The sequence below is a fragment of the Maribellus luteus genome (assembly GCF_003576475.1).
In the GTDB taxonomy this organism is placed as follows: Bacteria; Bacteroidota; Bacteroidia; order Bacteroidales; family Prolixibacteraceae; genus Draconibacterium; species Draconibacterium luteum.
Genome location: NZ_QWGR01000002.1, coordinates 655,165 through 671,155, shown reverse-complemented (window position 1 = coordinate 671,155; position 15,991 = coordinate 655,165). Strand labels below are relative to the sequence as shown.

13 protein-coding genes are annotated in these 15,991 nt (G+C 44.8%); 7 read left to right on the top strand and 6 right to left on the bottom strand.

Annotation, left to right across the window (positions count from 1 at the left end):
* Positions 1 to 699: 699 nt before the first annotated feature.
* A complete protein-coding gene (locus tag D1614_RS05480) occupies positions 700 to 2,205 on the bottom strand; it encodes a NupC/NupG family nucleoside CNT transporter (RefSeq protein ID WP_119436884.1) in 1,506 nt (501 codons plus the stop codon).
* 84 nt (positions 2,206 to 2,289) lie between these two features.
* Positions 2,290 to 2,880: a bifunctional nuclease family protein gene (locus tag D1614_RS05475; RefSeq protein WP_119436924.1), complete on the bottom strand. Its 591-nt coding sequence runs from the start codon at positions 2,878 to 2,880 to the stop codon at positions 2,290 to 2,292.
* A 287-nt stretch (positions 2,881 to 3,167) separates the two neighbouring features.
* Here D1614_RS05475 and D1614_RS25940 point away from each other — a divergent pair, with 287 nt between their 5' ends.
* The 6 genes from D1614_RS25940 to D1614_RS05450 all read left to right on the top strand — a co-directional run bounded on the left by D1614_RS25940 (position 3,168) and on the right by D1614_RS05450 (position 9,175).
* Positions 3,168 to 3,326 (top strand): hypothetical protein, encoded by a 159-nt coding sequence (locus D1614_RS25940; RefSeq protein WP_175579266.1) that lies wholly within the window; start codon positions 3,168 to 3,170, stop codon positions 3,324 to 3,326.
* Positions 3,327 to 3,457: 131 nt separating this feature from the next.
* Positions 3,458 to 3,769 (top strand): 50S ribosomal protein L21, encoded by a 312-nt coding sequence (gene rplU / locus D1614_RS05470; protein ID WP_119436883.1) that lies wholly within the window; start codon positions 3,458 to 3,460, stop codon positions 3,767 to 3,769.
* Between the two features lie 19 nt (positions 3,770 to 3,788).
* On the top strand, positions 3,789 to 4,316 hold the full coding sequence (gene rpmA, locus D1614_RS27825) for a 50S ribosomal protein L27 (RefSeq protein WP_119436882.1): 528 nt from the start codon (positions 3,789 to 3,791) through the stop codon (positions 4,314 to 4,316).
* A gap of 222 nt (positions 4,317 to 4,538) precedes the next feature.
* Positions 4,539 to 6,776, top strand: a complete 2,238-nt coding sequence (locus tag D1614_RS05460; protein WP_119436881.1) for a tetratricopeptide repeat-containing sensor histidine kinase — start codon at positions 4,539 to 4,541, stop codon at positions 6,774 to 6,776.
* 134 nt (positions 6,777 to 6,910) lie between these two features.
* A complete protein-coding gene (gene serS / locus D1614_RS05455; RefSeq protein WP_119436880.1) occupies positions 6,911 to 8,185 on the top strand; it encodes a serine--tRNA ligase in 1,275 nt (424 codons plus the stop codon).
* A 132-nt stretch (positions 8,186 to 8,317) separates the two neighbouring features.
* Positions 8,318 to 9,175, top strand: a complete 858-nt coding sequence (locus D1614_RS05450) for a CHAD domain-containing protein (protein ID WP_119436879.1) — start codon at positions 8,318 to 8,320, stop codon at positions 9,173 to 9,175.
* On the opposite strand, the gene D1614_RS05445 is transcribed toward D1614_RS05450, so the two are convergent.
* A complete protein-coding gene (locus tag D1614_RS05445; RefSeq protein WP_119436878.1) occupies positions 9,172 to 11,388 on the bottom strand; it encodes a glycoside hydrolase family 20 protein in 2,217 nt (738 codons plus the stop codon). The genes D1614_RS05450 and D1614_RS05445 overlap by 4 nt on opposite strands.
* A gap of 38 nt (positions 11,389 to 11,426) precedes the next feature.
* Positions 11,427 to 11,942 carry a 2-amino-4-hydroxy-6-hydroxymethyldihydropteridine diphosphokinase gene (gene folK, locus D1614_RS05440; RefSeq protein ID WP_119436877.1) on the bottom strand — a complete coding sequence of 172 codons (516 nt, stop codon included), beginning with the start codon at positions 11,940 to 11,942 and terminating at the stop codon, positions 11,427 to 11,429.
* Positions 11,943 to 12,144: 202 nt separating this feature from the next.
* On the opposite strand from folK, the gene sppA reads away from it, so the two are divergent.
* Positions 12,145 to 13,929: a signal peptide peptidase SppA gene (sppA, locus tag D1614_RS05435; protein ID WP_119436876.1), complete on the top strand. Its 1,785-nt coding sequence runs from the start codon at positions 12,145 to 12,147 to the stop codon at positions 13,927 to 13,929.
* A gap of 307 nt (positions 13,930 to 14,236) precedes the next feature.
* Here the strand turns inward: sppA and D1614_RS05425 are convergent, their stop codons facing one another.
* Both D1614_RS05425 and D1614_RS05420 read right to left on the bottom strand, forming a co-directional pair.
* Complete coding sequence (locus D1614_RS05425; protein WP_119436874.1) at positions 14,237 to 15,109, bottom strand: glycine betaine ABC transporter substrate-binding protein; 873 nt, start codon at positions 15,107 to 15,109, stop codon at positions 14,237 to 14,239.
* Positions 15,110 to 15,130: 21 nt separating this feature from the next.
* On the bottom strand, positions 15,131 to 15,991 hold the full coding sequence (locus tag D1614_RS05420; RefSeq protein WP_119436873.1) for an ABC transporter permease: 861 nt from the start codon (positions 15,989 to 15,991) through the stop codon (positions 15,131 to 15,133).

Here is a 15,991-nt window from a genome sequence, read left to right as displayed (position 1 = left end):
ATTCTACGAAAAAATTTGAGGTGCAAATGTACAATGAAAAGTTCAGAGTTCAATGTTTGAAAGGCAGAGTTTAACTTAGCGTTATGCCTTGTTGATGAGCAATAAACCCTGACTGGGGTGGCAGCTTGGTTCCTAGTGAATTTTTCAGAGTATGCGACAATGTAAACTTTCCGTAATGCGGTATCAATTGATTAAAATTTCTACATTTGATTCGGCTAATTTTAAAGAGTTATTCTTATGTATTTTGTCAGGGTGATACTGGTGGTCGTAGTTATTTTATTGCTGATTTTTATAGTTTTAGGTATTCGGAATATTTATCGAAACAACAAGTAGGAGGGCGTCGTCTGCAACTCCTTACTATACGTCACTCTTTATTCCCCGAATTCATGGTTGTATAACTTCGCTTTTGTAAAAACAAAACCCGACGTTGACGTCGGGCCTCACTTAAATTCTCTTGAATATTTTATACTTGATCGCAATGGTAATCTAACTCTTGCTACTGTGTGTCAAAGAAAAAAGGGCAGAACATTATGGACGCTTTTTTGAAGATGACTGATAATTACAAACCCCTAAACACAAAACCAATCATAAATACTGTTGTTCTACCCTTATAGTTTATCTTTAATTGTTTTTGTAACCGTCAAATAACCGTTACGTCATGCAAGGTACAAAAAAGAAAAATAAAAACCTAATGGTCTTTTATCCTAAAATCATACCAATTATTGTTGCACTCATTAATGATGCGAGCGTGCCCGCCAACAGCGCAGGAACCCCGTATTTTGACAGCAATACCCTTCTTGACGGAGCAAGAGCTCCGATCCCTCCGATCTGGATTCCGATGGAAGAAAAGTTGGCAAATCCGCATAAAATATAGGTAGCCATTATAATTGATTTGGTCTCGGTAAAGGCACCGGCTGCTTTTAAGTCAGCTAAACTGATGTAACCGATAAATTCTGTCAGAATGAGTTTTTCTCCTAAAAGACGGCCAACTACAGCTATGTCTTCCGGTGTTACTCCAATCAGCCACATAAGTGGTGCAAAGGTGTAACCCAAAATAAACTGCAAAGAAAGTTCGTGGTATTTTCCATCGGTAATTTCAGCAATTATCTCGTTCAGATGGGTCCAGCTCCCGATTTTTCCGATGGTATAATTAAACATGGCAATAAAAGCGATAAAAGCCAGTAGCATGGCGCCAACATTTACGGCGAGTTTTACTCCTTCCGTTGTTCCGTTGGAAATGGCATCCAGTACATTGCTTCCAATTTTTTCTTTGCTTACTTCAATTTGTTTATTGATTTCTTCGGTGGGAGGCACCAGCATTTTAGAGAACACAATGGCAGCAGGCGCAGCCATTACCGACGCGGTTAATAAATGTTTGGCAAATTCCAGGCGCAGAACCGGATCGTCGCCTCCAAGCAGCGCAATGTAGGCCGCCAAAACCCCTCCGGCCAGTGTGGCCATCCCTCCGGTCATCACAAGCAGTATTTCTGACTTGCTCATCTTATCGAGGTAGGCTTTGATCATTAGTGGAGATTCGGTTTGCCCGAGAAATATGTTTCCGGCTACCGAAAGTGCTTCGGCACCCGATATTTTCAGTGCTTTGGTAAATACCCATGCTAATCCGTATACTACTTTCTGGATAATACCCCAGTAAAACAATAAACTGGTTAATGCAGAGAAAAAGATAATGGTGGGCAAAACCTGGAAAAGAAAAATGTAGCCATAAGTGTCGGCGTTCATGAGATCGCCCAAGAGAAAGGTGCTTCCTTCTTTTGTAAAGTCAAGAATTTTAACAAATATCTTTCCCAATACTTCAAAAGTGATCTGTATGGCAGGAATGTAAAGGATTCCCAGCGCCAGAAAAACTTGAATAAGCAAGCCAACTCCAACGGTTTTCCAGGGGATGTTCTTTCGGTCGCGGCTAAAAATAAAACCGATAAAGATTAAAACCGCCATCCCGAGCAAACCCCTTAACAGAGTAATAATGGAAAACGGGTGTTCCCTTTTTTTCGCTAAAAGGATGATGGCCTTGTCTTTGGCGTTATCCGGTTCGACGAATGTAGCTGTAGTGGTTACGCTTTCTACAGATTCTTCAACTTGAATCTGGCTATTGGAAAGCTGTGTACTTGAATCTTGCTGGGCAAATGCCGGCTGAAAAAAGAAAATGCCGGTAAGTAGTACCAGCAAGAATAAAACTTGTTTCATCCTTTTAACGTGTTTGTCTTATTTTTACATAGTATGTGTCCGGCAGTTAGCAAAAAACTGAATTTGAGTCCGGACTGTTTACCGTTATTTCTCTCTTTTATTTAACTCGTCTCTTATTAAAGAAGCTTTTTCGTAATCTTCGTTCTGAATGGCTTCGTCGAGCAACTCCAGTAACTCGTTGGTTGAATAATGTGCATACGACGACGGAACCGGTTCATCGTAATCTTCATCAAAAATGCTTCTTACCGGCGACTCTTCATCTTCCTGTTCCAACACAATTCCGGCTTTTTTTAATATTTCTTCCGAAGTATAAATGGGGCAGCGAAACCGAAGTGCCAGGGCAACCGCATCAGAGGTGCGGGAATCCACCCTAATTTCTTTTCCGCCCATTTCACACAATAGCTCCGAATAGAAAATTCCTTCTTCGAGCTTGTAAATAGTTACTTCCAGCAGCGAAATGTCAAAAGCAAGAGCAATGTTTTTTATTAAATCGTGGGTGAGTGGCCGGGGAGGTTTTAAGCCTTCCAACTGAATAGCAATTGCCTGTGCTTCTACAGGCCCGATAATGATCGGAATTCTCCTTTCTCCATTTTCCTCCGCCAAAACCAATGCGTATGCCCCTGATTGTGTCTGACTTACGGAAAGTCCCAAAATGTTCAAACGAATTTTTTGCATATTCTGCCTGGCCTGATTTTCAGTGAAAACAAATATAAGAATCATTTTGGTTTATCGCCGAAATTGAAGGCGTTTTATTGGAAGGACTGAAAATAATGGGGTTTTACATCTGTGTTAAGCACTTTGTTATAATGCTTTTGTGGTGATCGGATCAGGCAGATACTTTTTTTGTTGAAATGTGTAATTTTTTATGAGTCGTATTTTACGGTACGCAGGAACTTTGTTCGAAAGGTTTTACTTGATGTGGATGAGAGCTGTTATCAACCGAATTTTCTGATGACAGCTAGGTGAAAGAGCGTGAAGGTGACGATCTGAACCCGAAGCATTTTGTGAATAGTTTAGGTGTTGAAGTGGTTGCGATCTTTCGCAATGTGAAAGCAATTTTCAGGCCGATGGGAGCTACAGCTAAAGTTGATTTTCTACTGATCATTGAAAAGTATAGGTAATTTATTCTCAATAATTTGCTAATTATCTAAAAATAACTACTTTTGCAGTCCGAATTTTGAATCGTTCAGGCTCGAATAAGTGAAACCCAGCGGGGTATCCGCCTGACGGTGTAAACGTTAAAAGTAAAATTATGTACGCGATTGTTGAAATTGCAGGACAGCAATTCAAGGTTGAAAAAGACAAAAAACTTTTCGTGCATCGCCTGGATGTTGAAGAAGGAACATCGGTTGATTTCGAAAAAGTATTGTTGGTTGACAACGACGGTAAAGTAGCCGTAGGTACTCCCACCGTAAAAGGTGCGAAAGTAACAGCTAAAGTGCTGGAACATGTGAAAGGTGAAAAGGTAATTGTTTTCAAAAAGAAACGTCGTAAGACTTACCAGAAAATGAACGGTCACCGTCAGTATTTCACTCAGATTCAGGTTGAAACCATAGTTGGATAATTAATAAAGAAAATTTACCATGGCTCATAAGAAAGGTGTAGGTAGTTCGAAGAACGGACGCGAATCGGAAAGTAAACGACTTGGAGTAAAAATTTACGGAGGTCAGTTTGCCAAAGCTGGTAATATTTTAGTTCGCCAGCGTGGTACATCACATCATCCGGGAGAAAATGTAGGAATCGGTAAAGACCATACTCTTTTTGCATTGATCGACGGAACTGTTGTGTTCCAAAAGAAAAGAAAAAATCGCTCGTATGTATCGGTAGCTCCGATTGTTGAAGTGGAAGCAGCAGTTGCTGAAGCTCCTGCAAAAAAAGCAGCTCCGAAAGCTGAAGCTCCAAAAGCAGCAGCCGAAGGCGACGATTTAACAAAATTAACAGGCGTTGGTCCAAAATTGGCTGAAGTTCTGGTAGAAGGTGGTTTTGCATCGTATGCTGCAATAGCTGCTGCTTCTGTTGAAGATATTCAGAAAGTGTTGGAAACAGCCGGAAGCCGTTACGCTTCAAAAGATCCTGCTCCATGGATCGAAGAAGCTAAAGGTTTGGCTTAATACTGAAAGGCTCAGGACGAAAGTCCTGAAGAAGATATGAAAAGCTCTCACTTTTAGTGAGGGCTTTTTTTGTGCCTCAAAATTATCCCCGGCAATTCATCAATTAACATAATTACGTTTATAAAAAAACTGGATAATTTGGAATCCGAAAAATGAGGCTAGAGGTAATTTGCCTATCTTACGCCACTTAGACCAGAAAATGCCATGATGAATTGACTCAATATGCTCAGTAACTACTTAACGCCCTTCATAATCCTGTTTTTCTTTGCAACAAATGCCGCAGGAACAAATGTCTCTACAGAGGTTGATACTGCCCGCTTAACGCAAGTGTTGTCTTATGCCAACGAGCTGCAGGAGGCCGACAAAGATTCAGCGCATATTCTTTTTAATCATGCTTTATCGGTTGCTGATGATATAATCAGTCAGAAAAAATACCCAAAAGAGACCATCAATGAAGTGATTTACCGAAAAGCAAAGATTCTTCATGATATTGCTGATTATTATTACGGACAAAAATACGACTACGACAAGGCCCTTGAATACCTTTTGCAAGCAATTGAATTAGCGCAAAAACTTTATGACAACGAGCGAGAGCAAATTCAGAAAGAAATTTATCTGAAAACGCTGGCCAACTCAATGCTTACCTTGGGAGCTGTATATTTTAATAAAGCAGACTATCATAACTCGGCAGAATATTACAATCGAGGGTTGGAGAATGCAAGGCTTGTCAATGACAGTCTGATGCAGTCAAGGGCATTGCTCAATTTAGGAATGGTTTTTCATAATCGCGGAATGTATACCGAGGCCATCCAAAACTACTACACTGCGATTGGAATATTTGAGCATTTTAACGATAAAAAGGGTGTTGCTATTTGTAATCTAAGCATTGGGAATATCATGAGGAGACAGAATTCTCCGGAGAAAGCAATCGAGAGTTATACCAAGGCATTGGAGGTGTTTAACGAATTGAAAGATGAACATGGCGTTTCGTCGTGTTATAACAACCTGGCTATTTGTTATTCGAATCTGGAGGATTACGATAAGGCACTTGAATTGTATAACCGGTCGCTGGAACTGGATCTGCAGAGGGGAAGGAAAGCAAAAGCAGCTTTCACATACGCAAACATTGCCGCGTTGTACGAAGCAAAAAAAGAATTTGGCACTGCCATCGATTATGTGAAAAGATCGATGCAGCTGAACAAAAAGAGCCAAACACCCCGAAATTTAATGGGAAGCTACCTGAATCTTTCGGGTACCTATTTGTCAATGGTCGAGGATTCTGCAGATGTACTTCGCAGCAATCCCGGATACTTGGATACCATTGTTAACTATGGCGAAAAAGGCCTGGTGCTGGCCGATTCGCTGGATTTGATTGTTGAAAAGGCAGCAGCCCTGAATATTCTCAAAGCGGGCTATTCGCTGAAAAAAAAATACCGGAAAGCTTATGAATTGTCTTCGGAATTAAGCGTGCTTCGTGATTCTATTTTTGATAGTGAGAAAACAAAAGTGATGGCAGAAGCAGAGGCCAAATATGAGACAGAAAAGAAGGAGCAGCAAATTAAACAGCAAAAGCACGAACTGGAGCACCAGCAAATGGAATTGCAACATACCCGGCGCTTTCGTAACCTGCTGGGAGCAATTGTTGTTTTGATGGTTGTGATGATTCTCCTGGTGTATTATGATTACAACCGAAATAAGAAGGCCCATAAAATACTGGATGAGAAAAGCAATCTGATTGAGCAGCAAAACGGGAAAATTACCCGGCAGAAAGATCAGTTGGAGGCAGCCAATCAGCAGCTTACCGAGCTGCTGCGTTTTAAGGAGAAGCTCACCGGAATGATCGTTCACGACCTGAAAAACCCACTGAACAATATCCTGAACAGCCACCATATTGACGACCTGTCGTTTCGGGAACAACTCATCCGGCAATCGGGTTTTGATATGCTGAACCTGACGCAAAACATTTTGGATGTTTATCGCCTGGAAGAATCTCAGATGACAATCACCAAAAAGCCGTGCAACGTGTTGGGAATATTGCAGGAAAATACGCTGGAGTTAACACTGTACATTGCGGAAAAAAAACTTGCCCTTGATTTTCCGGAAGACGAACCGATGGTTTATGCTGATGCTAAACTGTTGAGACGGATATTCTCGAATTTGTTGAGCAATGCGGTAAAGTATGCTAAACCAGGCAGTACCATCACGGTAACAAAACGGATGGAAACCGGGAATTTGGTTCGATTGGGGGTTCACAATTTGGGACCCGTAATTCCTCCCGCTCAGCAGGAAACTATTTTCAAAAGATTCCGGCAATACGAGTCGCGCGACATGGGGACGAACACTTCCACCGGTCTGGGGCTTTCATTTTGTAAAATGGCTGTCGAAATCCATAGCGGTGAAATCGGAGTGCAATCTGACGAAGATGGAACCGAATTCTGGTTTACGTTGCCCGGACAGTAAATCATACAATCCTTTTGTGGAGCCAATCAGAATAAGAAGTTAATCAATAAGAACTTAATCTGATTTTACGATTGTAATTGCAATGTTCTGCCACAACATTTATTAAATTTGCGCTTCAATAAAAACAGATTGACATGCTCAACTTAAAATTTATTCAGGACAATCCGGAGCTGGTGGTTGAAAAACTCAAACGCAAAAATTTTGACGCTTCGGAAATTGTCGCCCAAATTATCGAACTCTATCAGCAAAAAAATAAACTGCAAGGGCAGGCCGATCAGGCAAAAGCCGAAATGAACAAAATATCGAAGGAAATTGGTATGATGTTCAAAGATGGGAAGCACGAAGAAGCCAATGCAGCCAAAGAACGTACTTCGGAACTCAAGGAGAATATCAAACAATACGATACCGATTTTGCAGCCATTGAGGACAAAGTGTACCAATTGCAGGTGCAGCTGCCCAATATGCCCAGCGACCTTGTTCCGGCAGGTAGAGGTGCTGATGACAACGAAATTGTAAAAACCGGTGGCGAAAAACCTGCGTTGCAGGCCGAAGCTTTGCCTCATTGGGAACTTGCAGCCAAATACAACCTGATTGATTTTGAATTGGGTGTTAAACTTACCGGTGCCGGTTTTCCTGTGTATCGCGGAAAAGGTGCGCAGTTGCAGAGGGCGCTCATCAATTTCTTTTTGGCTGAAGCTACTAAAGCCGGTTACGAAGAAATTCAGCCCCCGCTGATGGTCAACGAAGATTCAGGCTTTGGAACCGGTCAGCTGCCCGACAAAGAAGGACAGATGTACCACGTTACCGAAGACAACCTTTACCTGATTCCGACGGCAGAAGTTCCGGTAACCAACATCTACCGCGATGTGATTCTGGATTCCAAAGATCTTCCGTATAAAAATACAGCTTACAGCGCGTGTTTCCGTCGTGAAGCCGGCTCGTACGGAAAAGACGTTCGCGGCTTGAACCGTTTGCATCAATTCGATAAAGTTGAAATCGTTCAGATTGCCCACCCGGATAAATCGTACGAGACGCTTGACCAGATGGTAGCGCACGTGGAAGGCTTGGTTCAGAAGTTAGGTTTGCCGTACCGCATTCTTCGTTTGTGCGGTGGCGACATGAGTTTTACATCGGCGCTTACTTATGATTTTGAAGTGTACTCGGCGGCCCAGGAAAAATGGCTGGAAGTGAGTTCGGTTTCCAACTTCGAAGCATTTCAGGCCAATCGCCTGAAATTGCGTTACCGCGAAGATGGGGTGAAAAAGCCGCAAATTGCACATACCCTTAACGGAAGTGCACTGGCATTGCCGCGCATTGTAGCTGCTTTGCTCGAAAATAACCAGACGCCCGAAGGAATTAAAATCCCGGAAGCACTGGTTCCGTTTACCGGCTTTGAAATGATCAATTAGTAGAGCAGATCATTTATCCCTGGTTTAAAATCAGGGAATGAATGAAGAATAATATATTACCGAAAGCTGTCGTTTTTGACAGCTTTTTTTGTATCTATACGTTTGATTCTAAACACCTGAAAAGCAATTGTTATGGAAGAGGCTCACAAGAAAGAACTCATAGCGGCAATTCAAATCCAGTTACAAAAGGTGACAGAATTGTGCGGTGCAGACGATGTTCCACCGGAAATAAAGGTGCATGAAATACGAAAATCGTTTAAACGCCAAAGTGCCCTGCTCAAACTGTTTCCTGCGGAGCTTCAGTCCGAAGTGGACAAGTTCCGAAAGCCACTACGGATCATTGCCCGGCGGCTGACCTTGGGGCGCGAATCAACCGTTAACCTGCAATTGTTGGATCGTCTGGTTGCTGAAACAGGCGGGCTCGACGAAAGTTCGAATGCCATACTAAAAGCAAAGCTTATCCAGACCAACGACGAAAGCCTCGACGAATTGATTGCCAAAGAGAAGGTGCTGGATGACATTCTTCGCCTGATGAGTGACGGACAGGAAACACTGCTTCCCTTGTCGATCTCCACCGATTATTTCGTTTTTGTCTTTGATGAACTTCGAGCTACTTTTCAGAAAAGCAAAGATTGGTACCGGCTTATTGCCTCGGGTTACGATGCCGAGCTGTATCATAACCTGCGCAAACAAATGAAAACGCTGTGGTACCAGTCGGAACTGGAGGCGCCTGGACAAACCGAAGTGCCGGGAACCGTGCTCGAAAAACTTCATTACATTACCGATCAGCTCGGCGACGACCACGATTGGTACATCTTTATCAAGGAGATCAGCCGGGAGATGTATGCGCTGAGCATCGACGACATCCGTAAAATGAAACAACTGGTTCGTGATACCCAGGACCTGAATTTACTTTCGCTCCATCAAAACCTGGCCGACTTTTTTAGCCTGTCAGGAGAAGAATACATTGAATTGCTTCGCCGGCTTTAATTGACCGTTACTTCATCGGCAAAAATCCAGACAGGCAGACCAGCTGCATTGTGCCAGGCCGGTGCCTTGGAGACATTCTTTGCCTTTATTTTGATGTACCGGGCTGTCGCCGGATGATTTTGCACCTCAAACAATTCGATGTCGTTTCTTTTGCTTTCCGGTGAGATCGGATGTTGCGTTGAAACGGTTTCCAGCAGAGTATATTTCGTGCCGTCGTCAGAAGTAGAAAAACTTACCTGCTCCGGGAAAAACACAATGTGGTTAGTCACCTGGAGAAAGGCGATGGAGACGTAGCTGAATTCCTTTATTTCGCCCAAATCGATCACGGCTTCCAGGTTGTTGCCCTCGAACCCCAGCCAGTTGGCGTAGAAACTGGTTCCGCCAAAAGCTCCGTCGGTTAGTACCTGCGGATCCTCGTCGGCGTATTTTTTAGGCTGCGTCAGTAACTGCACTTTTGCTCCACGCGCCAGGTTTTTTTGTCCTGCGCGTTTCAGAAGCATTTGATAAGCCCCGAGGTATTCATCTACCGTATAGCCCATTTCATTCATCAGGGTGATGTTTTCATCCCGGCAACTTTGTTCGAAACGCTGAAGATGTTGGCTCAGCGCTTTGCCTATTTGACCATCATCCAGCAAGCGAAAATCATCCGACATTCCGTTTCGCGCCATTTCAAGCGATGCATAATCGGTACTTATTCGGGCAGCTCTCACGCGCTTTAAAACTTCCGGTTTTGAATCAACGGCCTGTTCTGCCAGGTCAAAAGTCGAGTTGTATTCCTGCAATAATTCCGGTTTCAGGAAAGAAGTAAAAGCCTGTGCCGGATCGCCATACAGATAGAGGAAAAAGTCGGGTTGTTTGGCCAGTTCCTCGTGTATCCGCTTGACGTATTTTTCAACAAAGGGTCCGGCTTCTTCGTAATAACCGTTGGTAAATTTGGTGATTAGTTCATCGGTTTCCAGGTCGGGGTTCCAAAGCAATTTTGCGGTTAACCACGAACGTAATTCAAACAGCTCGCTGGGATTGTGACTGTGTTGTTCAAAAATCCAGGTGGCGTTGTTATCTCTGAAAAAGCGGATATTGGGCTGCAAAGTCATAATGTTGGGGAAGGGAGCCAGAAAATTGGTGAATTGCGTGGTGTAATCCCATATCCGGATGTTTTCGGTAAGCGCTTTCCAGCCCACCAGGTCTTCGGCAAAATCGGTACATTTTTCTTCGATGGGCGCACTGCGGTCGCACTCGATCGAACAAAGGGTGATCAGAACATTGTCGAGCGGCTTGGTTTTGCAGGGTTTTCGCGTGTGCTGATAGGCCAGTGTTGAAATGGTTTTGTCGGGAAATTCTTTGGCAACCGCATTTACAAAACGAATCATCGAACCACTGGGAGAACCTTCCTCTGCATCTGTTTGACTACACGCTTCACATTGGCAATACTGGGTATTGTCGTCCTGGCTAACCGAAACAACCTGCTGGTCGGGGTATCTTTCAAACCAGGTCCGTACCGAATCGATTACGATATTCAGCACCTCTTCGTTACTCAGGCACAATTGTGTTTGCTTGCGAATGCCGTCACGCAGCGCAAAATATTCGGGGTGGCTGCTAAAAAACTTTTCTCCGGGAACCAGGCGATGAAAAGTGTGTACCCGGGCAATCGGCACATAATTGGGAAAGGCATCATGACTGACCTTTAGCTTATCCGCAAAGTCCGGATTTTCATAAAACAGCCTCGAATGCACGGTTCGTGTGGTAATATCGGGAGTAAAAACATAGTTCAGTTCTGCGGGAACGGAGAGGGTGGAAGCTGCCGGAACTTTCTCCACGGCAGGCGAAAACCACTGGCAGTCCAGTTCATTTTCAAGAAAGGAATAAACGGTATACAGCGCACTTTGCCCGTCGGCACCCGAAAGTACAAGATTTTTACCGTCACAAAAATAAGAGACGGTATGGGGAGCCAGGTTGGTATCGGTTTGAATGCGAATGACCGATTTTGCCGCATCGGCATTTTCCCCGGAAGTTACGGGAAGCTTTGCCGAAGAAATCTGCTGCAGGTATTTTTGAAGCTCTCCGGCGGCTTTTTCAAGCGTGGCCCCCGCGTTTTCAGGAAGCTGTATTTCGTAACGACTTTGCCCGTTTTTGACCAGCGTTAACTCGTTTTTACGGGTGCACGAAAAAAGAACAAGGAGAAGGGAGGCAACAAGGAAAAGCGATCTGTTCATAGTTAGATGATTTACAAATTACAAAACAATGCCGGGCATTAGGAGGGGGCAGCAGGCGGAAGCTCAACTTTACGGATAATCGATTTGTCTTTGCAATTATCCAGCAGGGTCAGGTTGGTCATGCGCAACAGGGGGTGTTTGAATTCCGGGGCAATTTCAACCAGCGGAACCAGCACAAACAGCCGGTCCTGGATACGCGGGTGGGGCACTGTCAGCGACTGGGTTTCAAAATAGGCGTCATCAAAATATAAAATGTCGATGTCCATTGGGCGCGAGGTGTAGCGCTCATTGCTTGCTTCGGCGGATTTACGGCCCAGCATTTCTTCTATTTCCTTGATGCGCCAAAGCAATTCTTCGGCTTCCAGCACCGTTTCAATTTCCACCACCTGGTTCCAGAAATTATCTTCCGAAGAAAAACCCCAGGGAGGAGCCTCGTACAGCGAAGATGCCTGTTTTATAGGTCCCAGCATTTTGGCAATAAGCCGGTGAACCCGGATGAAATTTTCTTCCTTATTGCCGATATTTCCCCCCAAACCCAGAAAAACCTTGTGCATAGAATTATATCTTTGTAATGATGCTGAAAAAACCTTACCAATATTGCAACAAACAATACCTGAACAAAAATAAAAAACAGCTGTGAGATTGCCGGCATGCTGCGGAATATTTAAGCCGAAGAAAATGCAGGTTGTCCGGCAGCAGGTTGCAAAACAGGTAAGCTTGGTTTGGAATGTAAAACAATAATTGAAAATTTATAAGATGAAGGAATTTTTTAAGTACGTACTGGCAACCATCGTCGGATTAATTGCCGTCTCATTTATCGGAATTTTTCTGATGATCATGGTGTTCAGTGCCCTGGTAGCCTCTACCGAAAAGCCCGTAACCGTGGCCGATAATTCAATGTTGGTGATCGATCTGACCCGCCAGGTGGTGGACCGCGCCACCAACGACCCGTTTGAAGACCTTGAGTTGCCCACCATGTTTAGCAGCGTAAAAACCATTGGGCTCGACAACATTGCCGAGGCGCTGCAAAATGCGGTTGACGACGACCGCATCAAAGGTGTTTACCTCGATCTGGCAATGATTAACGGCGGGATGGCTTCGGTGGAAGAGATCCGAAATGCGCTGATTGCCTTTAAAGACAGTTGCGACAAACCGGTGTATGCATGCGCCGACAAAGGAATTCTGGGGCAAAAAGCCTACTACCTGGCAACGGTGGCCGATAAAATTGTGGTACACCCCGAAGTGTCGGTCGATTTTCGCGGATTGGGTGGCGAAATGATGTTTTATACCCAGGCCCTGAAGAAAATTGGTATTGAAATGCAGGTGGTGCGTCACGGAAAATTTAAAGCAGCGGTGGAGCCTTTTATGCTCGACAAAATGAGCAAGGAAAACCGCGAGCAGCAGCTTACCTACATGGGCAGCTTGTGGAATCACATGTTAAAAGGAATTTCAGCCGAACGTGGTCTTTCCATTGAAGAGCTGAATAAACTGGCCGATGAGGTACAGACCTTTAGCAAAGGACGGAAAGCAGTGGCGAAAGGCCTGGTGGATGCTGCTTCGTACAAAGATGAAGTACTCGACGACCTGCGCGAAATAACCGGCATTGAAGGTACCGAAGGTGTTCCGGTAATCGGGGTGAAAGAGTATGTGAAAGCTCCTTCATCTGGAAAAGGAAAAAAATACAGCCGGAATAAAATTGCGGTGATTTATGCCAGTGGCGAGATTGGTGTTTCGCTGAGCGGCGACGAAGCCATTGAAGGCGATAAACTGGGCCGCGAAATCCGGAAAGTGCGCCAGGACAGCAGCTACAAAGCCATTGTGCTTCGCGTGGATTCTCCCGGAGGCGCGGTGTTTGATTCGGAAACCATTTGGCGCGAGGTAAAACTGGCCGCCGAAGAAAAAACCATGGTGGTGTCGTTTGGCGATTTGGCTGCCTCGGGTGGTTACTATATTTCGTGTGCCGCCGATAAAATTGTGGCCAGTCCGAATACCATCACCGGATCGATCGGGATTTTTGGTACCATCCCGAATTTTGGCGGATTGCTCAATGACAAACTGGGCATTACCACCGATGTGGTAAAAACAAACGAAAACTCGGACCTGCTTACACTTACGCGCCCGATGACTCCTTACGAACGCCAGATGATGCAGAATACCATTGAAGAAGGTTACGATACCTTTATTTCGCATGTGGCGGAAGGACGCGGCATGACCAAAGAAGCGGTAGACGAAGTAGGCCAGGGCCGTGTCTGGAGTGGTGAAAACGCACTGGAACTGGGACTGATCGACCAGTTTGGCGGTTTGCAGGATGCCATAAAACTGGCCGCCGAAATAGAAGGCCTGGATAGTTACCGCACGGTTGCGCTGCCAACACAGGTAAGTCCGCTCGAAGAAATGCTGAAGATGGGTGGAGGCAGTGTTCGCGCACGTATCCTGAAAAACGAACTGGGCGACAAATACCGTTACTACGAATATTTCAAGAAAGCGACGCATATGAACGGCGTAATGGCCCGTATGCCTTACGATATTTATCTGAATTAAGCGGATTCCCGGAATACAAAACATTCATGATTGTCGGGAATCACCAACAGAAACGAAAGTTAAAATGTATGCTCCTATCCGGGATTTGTTTTTGATTTTTAATGCAGAATATCCAATGTAGAATTCCCAATATCCAATTTCCTGCATTTTGTTGGATATTTTACATTCAAAATTGAGAATTGGATATTTTTTAAGATTGACTTTCAGAAAAAAAGAGCCGTTCTTTACTTGAAAGAGCGGCTCTTTTTTTGCGATCTTTTCCAAAGTTTTGACCTTTGGAAAAGTTAAAAATTAGAAGGACAGTTCGTTACTTAAACCATGCATCTACGAGGGCTTTGTTGGCTTCGTACCATTTCCGGGCACCGGCTTCTTCTCCGTCGGCTTTGATGGCAGCCATCAGTGCATACAGCTGTTGCTCTTCCAGGTTAAAGTTTTGAAAGAATTTAGCAGCCTCCGGTTTGTCTTCCGCAAATCCGCGACGTGAGATAATGGCACAAACGTCCTGCGGGTAAACGCCTTTGGGGTCGGCCAGGTATTTCAGGTCGAAGTTGGCCCACATATAATGCGGTTTCCATCCGGTTACCACGATCCATTCCTTTTTCTTAACGGCTTTGTCTAGGCTGGCAATCATGGCGGGGCCACTCGATGTTACCTGTTCGAAATCGAGGTTGTAGGCTTCAATGGCTTTCAGGGTGTTGGCATGAATACCCGCGCCGCTTCCGATGCCGATAATTTCGCCGTCAAACTTGTCTTTACTGGCATTTAATTCATCGATCGAGTTAATGTCAACATACGAAGGCACTACCAGCCCGGTGGTTCCGCCGCTAAAAGCTTCACCCAGTTTTACCAGTTTGTCGCCGTAATCGGCCCAGTAATCCTTGTGGGTGTTGGGCAGCCAGGCATCGAGGAAAACATCGCCTTTCGAATTGCTTTTGGACAACTCGCCGTAAATGAGGCCGGGTTCCAGGTTGGTGAGCTCTACTTTGTATCCGTGTGCTTCGAGAGCGGCCTGCGCCAGGTGGGTAAAGGCAATTCCTTCGGCCCAGTTGGGGTATAAAATACTCACCTGCTTTTCGGCGGTTTTGCTTGCTTTTTTCTGTCCGCTGTTGGTGCACGAGGTAAAAGCTGCTACCAGTGCTACCACCACCATCAGAATTCCGAATTTTCTACATTTCAACATAACTTATTTTTTTAATGATTACTATTTCTTTGCAATGGATTGTGTAATGCGGTCCAGGATAATGGCCAGGACTACAATCCCGAGTCCGGCCTCAAAACCTTTGGCAATATTGTTTTGCTGGATTCCCTGGTAAACGATGCTTCCAAGTCCTTTGGCACCTACCATTGAGGCAATTACCACCATCGACAGGGCCAGCAGGATCACCTGGTTGATACCGGCCAGAATGGTTGTTTTGGCCAGCGGCAACTGTATTTTGAAAAGGATTTGCTTTTCTGTGGCACCAAAGGCATAGCCGGCTTCAATTACATCCGACGGAACGTTGCGGATTCCCAGGCTGGTAAGGCGAACGGCGGGAGGCAGTGAAAAAATCACGGTGGCAATCACTCCCGGGGTATTTCCCACACTGAAAAAGAAGATGGCCGGAATCAGGTAAACAAAGGCCGGCATGGTTTGCATCAGGTCGAGAATGGGCCGGATGATGGCGTTTGCCATGTTGCTACGCGCCGACCATATGCCCAGCGGAATCCCTAAAATTAAGGCAATTACCGTGGATACAATCACCAGGGTAGTGGTTTGAATGGCTTCTTTCCAGTAGCCCATGGCCCATACCAGCAGCAAGCCCAGGATAACAAAGGCAGTCATACCGGCGGCTTTGCCCGCACCTTCCTTGGTGAAAGCTTTTTTCCCGGCTTTGGCATAATAGGCACCAATGGTAACCAGGGCAATAATTACGTAAAACGGAAGGATCAGAAAAACACTGTTGATGCTGTCCACGGTCCACGAAATAAGGTTGTCGATCGCTCCCCAAAGCCCCGAAAAGTTTTCTTCCAGGGCATTGATCCCGATTTCGATGTATTTTCCTATGTCAATTAACTTTTCCAT

What these genes read in the sequence shown, in the direction of transcription:
- D1614_RS05480 (WP_119436884.1), bottom strand. Translation starts at nt 2,205, where the DNA reads ATGAAACAAGTTTTATTCTTGCTGGTACTACTTACCGGCATTTTCTTT.
- D1614_RS05475 (WP_119436924.1), bottom strand. Translation starts at nt 2,880, where the DNA reads ATGCAAAAAATTCGTTTGAACATTTTGGGACTTTCCGTAAGTCAGACA.
- rplU (WP_119436883.1), top strand. Translation starts at nt 3,458, where the DNA reads ATGTACGCGATTGTTGAAATTGCAGGACAGCAATTCAAGGTTGAAAAA.
- rpmA (WP_119436882.1), top strand. Translation starts at nt 3,789, where the DNA reads ATGGCTCATAAGAAAGGTGTAGGTAGTTCGAAGAACGGACGCGAATCG.
- D1614_RS05460 (WP_119436881.1), top strand. Translation starts at nt 4,539, where the DNA reads ATGCTCAGTAACTACTTAACGCCCTTCATAATCCTGTTTTTCTTTGCA.
- serS (WP_119436880.1), top strand. Translation starts at nt 6,911, where the DNA reads ATGCTCAACTTAAAATTTATTCAGGACAATCCGGAGCTGGTGGTTGAA.
- D1614_RS05450 (WP_119436879.1), top strand. Translation starts at nt 8,318, where the DNA reads ATGGAAGAGGCTCACAAGAAAGAACTCATAGCGGCAATTCAAATCCAG.
- D1614_RS05445 (WP_119436878.1), bottom strand. Translation starts at nt 11,388, where the DNA reads ATGAACAGATCGCTTTTCCTTGTTGCCTCCCTTCTCCTTGTTCTTTTT.
- folK (WP_119436877.1), bottom strand. Translation starts at nt 11,942, where the DNA reads ATGCACAAGGTTTTTCTGGGTTTGGGGGGAAATATCGGCAATAAGGAA.
- sppA (WP_119436876.1), top strand. Translation starts at nt 12,145, where the DNA reads ATGAAGGAATTTTTTAAGTACGTACTGGCAACCATCGTCGGATTAATT.
- D1614_RS05425 (WP_119436874.1), bottom strand. Translation starts at nt 15,109, where the DNA reads ATGTTGAAATGTAGAAAATTCGGAATTCTGATGGTGGTGGTAGCACTG.
- D1614_RS05420 (WP_119436873.1), bottom strand. Translation starts at nt 15,991, where the DNA reads ATGGAAAAGTTAATTGACATAGGAAAATACATCGAAATCGGGATCAAT.